The sequence below is a fragment of the Haemophilus haemolyticus genome (genome assembly GCF_001008275.1).
Classification (GTDB): domain Bacteria; phylum Pseudomonadota; class Gammaproteobacteria; order Enterobacterales; family Pasteurellaceae; genus Haemophilus; species Haemophilus haemolyticus_P.
Map to the genome: position 1 here is coordinate 1 of NZ_LCTH01000012.1, position 4082 is coordinate 4082.

Annotated in this window: 3 protein-coding genes; all 3 read left to right on the top strand. The window is 38.2% G+C overall.

From position 1 onward, the window contains the following. Positions 1 to 509 (top strand): hypothetical protein (locus tag AAX15_RS09505; protein ID WP_046938799.1); only part of this gene is annotated, 509 nt, incomplete at its 5' end. Positions 510 to 598: 89 nt separating this feature from the next. Further along, positions 599 to 2068 (top strand): surface lipoprotein assembly modifier, encoded by a 1470-nt coding sequence (locus AAX15_RS01435; protein WP_046938801.1) that lies wholly within the window; start codon positions 599 to 601, stop codon positions 2066 to 2068. Positions 2069 to 2193: 125 nt separating this feature from the next. After that, positions 2194 to 4044, top strand: coding sequence for a monovalent cation:proton antiporter-2 (CPA2) family protein (locus tag AAX15_RS01440; protein WP_046938802.1), 1851 nt, complete (start codon positions 2194 to 2196; stop codon positions 4042 to 4044). Positions 4045 to 4082: the final 38 nt, after the last annotated feature.

Sequence of the window (4082 nt, forward strand, 5' to 3'; positions counted from 1 at the left end):
TAACTCAACCAGCGGCATCTTCATACGATGATCTTAAAAAGCTGTTTTATCGAGCTGTAGTAGATGGTAAATCTAGCGATTTAGTTGATGCAACTTATAAAGGTAAAGTATTTGCAAAAGTTAAGCTTAGTAACACTGACGAGGAAAGATACGCACAAACGACGACAGATGAAGACGGTGATGTTACACTTAATGTTCAAAAAAATTCTTCTGATAAATTTAAAATGTCGGGAACTATCAATAGTAAAACCGTAGGTAGCATTAATTTGGGAGAAAAAGAGATTATAGAAAATAAAGTGAAAGATGGTCATGTAGATTTTGGGGATGATGCTGACGGTAAGTATTCTGCTACTATTTCAAAAAATGGTGATATAGTTGGACGTGTGGAGTATAATTCTAGACGCGCAGCAGAGGAGGGTTTTTATCCAAGCTTTGAAGGCAAAGATGGTGCAACAAAATATCTTTTTGGCTATGAAGCCTTTTTTGATGCAACCAAACAACCTAAATAATTGTTATAAAACAATATTTGGCGGATTTTTGTCCGCCATTTTTCAATTTATTGTTTGTTTATAAATATTTATTTAAAGTTACTCATTTTATGAAAAATATTGCTCTCTTTTTTACTGCACTTTTCCCCGCTCTTGCTTTAGCAGAAACAACGGCACTAGATATTCGTCAAACACCAATTAAAACCGAACTTGAACCACAAATTAATGTCGCTAAACTTGAAAAACGCGAACAAAATTTACCGCCCTTAGGCACAGAGCAAGTCGAACAAATTCAAATTACCCTTGAGCAACTTAAACAAAACCCCGCTTTAACCCAAGAATTATTAAGCCGTGCCATTTACGCACGCAATCCAGAAATGATAAAAAAATTGCTGGAAATTTACCGCACTTTTCCAAATCGTGACCCGATTATGGAACGCTTTGCGGAAGGAAAATTGGCTGCGATAACGGAAAACTATACTGTAGCTATTGATAAATATCGCGAAATTTTAGCCAAAAATCCAAATTTAAACCCTGTACGAATTGAACTGGCTATCGCTTTATTCAATCAAAAACAAGACGGTGCTGCTAAAGACCAATTTGAAAAAGCACAAACCGCAGAGGATTTACCGCCTCAAGTTAAGCGTTTAATGGATGCTTATTTAGAGGCTTTAAAAGAACGTGATAGCTGGAATGTGGACTTTTCTTTTAATTATGTACGTGATACCAATGTCAACAATGTCGGCGAGGGTAAAACGGTCGCATTAAATAATGGTGGCACCTTAACACGTTCGGAATCGATGATGCCACAAACAGCCCACGGTTTGGCGTATTCACTCGATATTTCGAGAGATTTTAATTTATGGAGCTCTAATTACCTCACGGTGGGCAATGAGTTTGGGGGAAAGAGCTACTGGGATAATCATAAATTTGATGATATTTCCAACCGCACTTTTGTTGGATATGCACATAAAACCGCAAAGCAAAATTTCCGTATTAAACCCTTTTATGAAAAACGTTGGTATGGCGGCGAAAGTTACCGTTGGTCTAATGGGGCAAGGGTGGAATTTTCTCGCTGGTTAAGTCCAAACTGGCAACTTTTTACGGCGGGAGAGTTTTCAAAACAACGTTATTTAGACAGTACATCACAAAACGGTAATAACAAACTGATTTCCGCAACCTTACTGTGGGCAAGAACACCGAAACAGTTTTTCTACCTCGGTTCTGATTTTATGGCAGAAAGAACGAAGGTTCGTCAATATGGTTCAGACAGTAAAAGCTTACGTTTAGGTTGGGGGCAAGAATGGAATTGGGGCATTTCCTCACGTCTCAGCTTATCCATAATGAAACGTGAATTTAAAGATATTACCAAACTTGGTAATCTCAATTTGTTTTCTTTTGGAAAACGTCGAGAAGATAAAATTTACGGCATAAATTTATCCCTATGGAAACGCGATTGGCATATTTTGGGAATTACACCAAAACTCCAATTAAGCTGGCGTAAACAAGATAGCAATATCCCAGAAATGTATTCTTATACACAGAAGAATGTGAATATGTTGTTTGAAAAGACATTCTGAGTTAATTAATTGAACTTAGGTTTATCCATTTCTAAAGTGAGCATAATATGAGATATGCTCACTTTTTTATTTAAAGGAAACTAGTTAGAATACAATTATATTCCATTTCATCATTGGAGCTATTAATGTCCCATCTTGCCGATTCAGATCTGATTAAAACCGTAATTTTGCTTGCGTCGAGCGTGACTATTGTACCGTTATTTAAACGCCTAGGGCTTGGTAGCGTGCTTGGGTATTTAGTGGCGGGCTGTATGATTGGTCCTTCAGTATTCGGTGTTATTCAAGATCCGGCTTCAGTCGTGCATTTGGCTGAATTGGGTGTAGTGATGTTCTTGTTCATTATTGGACTTGAAATGCACCCTGAACGTCTATGGTCTATGAAAAAAGCGATTTTTGGGCGGGGATTGTTACAAGTTGGGTTGTGTGGTGTATTGCTTACTTTGGCAGGGATTTATTTACTTGATTTACCGAAAGAAGTCGCGTTTATCGCAGGCATGGGATTTACACTTTCTTCAACTGCGATTGTGATGCAAACTTTGGAAGAACGTTGTATTACCAGCACATCTAAAGGTCAGCGAATTATTTCGACTTTAATTTTTGAAGATATTGCTATTGTGCCATTATTGGCATCAGTGGCGTTTCTTGCGCCTCATTCTGAAGAAAGCACTCATACCGATTGGATGTCAATCGGCATCGCATTAGGTGCTGTAATCGGCTTGATTGTTGCGGGCAAATGGCTAATGAATCCATTATTCCGATTAATTTCTAAAGCACATATTCGAGAGATGATGACTGCTGCGGCTTTATTAGTTGTACTTGGCGCAGCATTAGCTATGGAAATAGGTGGACTTTCAATGGCAATGGGGGCATTTGTAGCAGGAGTTATGCTGTCAGAGTCTTCGTTCCGTCATCAATTAGAAGCGGATATCGAGCCATTTCGAGGTCTATTGCTTGGCTTGTTTTTTATGGGCGTGGGCATGTCATTGGATTTGAGCTTAGTGTTTAATCACTGGTTATTACTACTCGGAATTGTATTCCTTTATATTATTGGCAAAGGACTTTCTGTGTATGTTGTTGCTCGAATCACTCGTTTAGAACATAGAGAAGCAGTGGGAAGAATGTCACTCTTGGCGCACGGTGGTGAATTTGCTTTCGTGCTTTTCTCTGCCGCAACAACAGCAGGCGTAATGAGCAACCATGAAAATGCCACTTTTACTGCGGCGGTAATTATTTCCATGTTGTTTTCTCCATTTATTACACAAATTACGCGTAAATTAGCGCAATGTGGAGAGAGAAAATCAGCGAATCAACCAGATACGAGCGATTTGTCCCCTATTGATGATTTAGAAGATAACGTGCTTGTAATTGGTTTTGGCCGCTTTAGCCAGATCGTATGTCAAACATTATTAATCCGCGGCATCAGCGTTTCAGTGATTGATCGTAATATAGAAAATATCCGTGCTGCGGCAAAATTTGGTTTTAAAGTCTATTATGGTGATGGTATTCGTTTGGATGTACTTTACGCCGCGGGAATTGAAAAAGCTAAATGTGTGGTGATTGGTATTAATGATACAGATCGCATTGAAACGATTGTGAGCCAACTTAAAGGGGCTTATCCAAACTTGCCGATTTTAACCCGCACTTATGATAGAAAAACGACGGTGAGCCTAATTAAGCAAGATGTGGATTTTATTGTACGTGAAACTTTTGAATCCGCCATTGCACTTAGCCAAGCAACATTAATGAAACTTGGTATTGATAAGATTGAGGCTGATGAAGTCATTAAAGAAGTGCGAGCATTGGATCAAGAACGCCTAAATGAGGAAGTTCTACATGGTTTTTCTAATGAAATCTTAAAAAAATATTGGACGCCAAAACCATTCATTAAACCTCATGTCGATGCTCAAGCATTAAATGATGAAACAGCAGGAATATTGATTGAGGAATCTGAAGAAACGTCAAATAATAATTCTTAAAAGGATTTCAATATATTTCAACTAAAAAAGGAAGCAAA

What these genes read in the sequence shown, in the direction of transcription:
- AAX15_RS01435 (WP_046938801.1), top strand. Translation starts at nt 599, where the DNA reads ATGAAAAATATTGCTCTCTTTTTTACTGCACTTTTCCCCGCTCTTGCT.
- AAX15_RS01440 (WP_046938802.1), top strand. Translation starts at nt 2,194, where the DNA reads ATGTCCCATCTTGCCGATTCAGATCTGATTAAAACCGTAATTTTGCTT.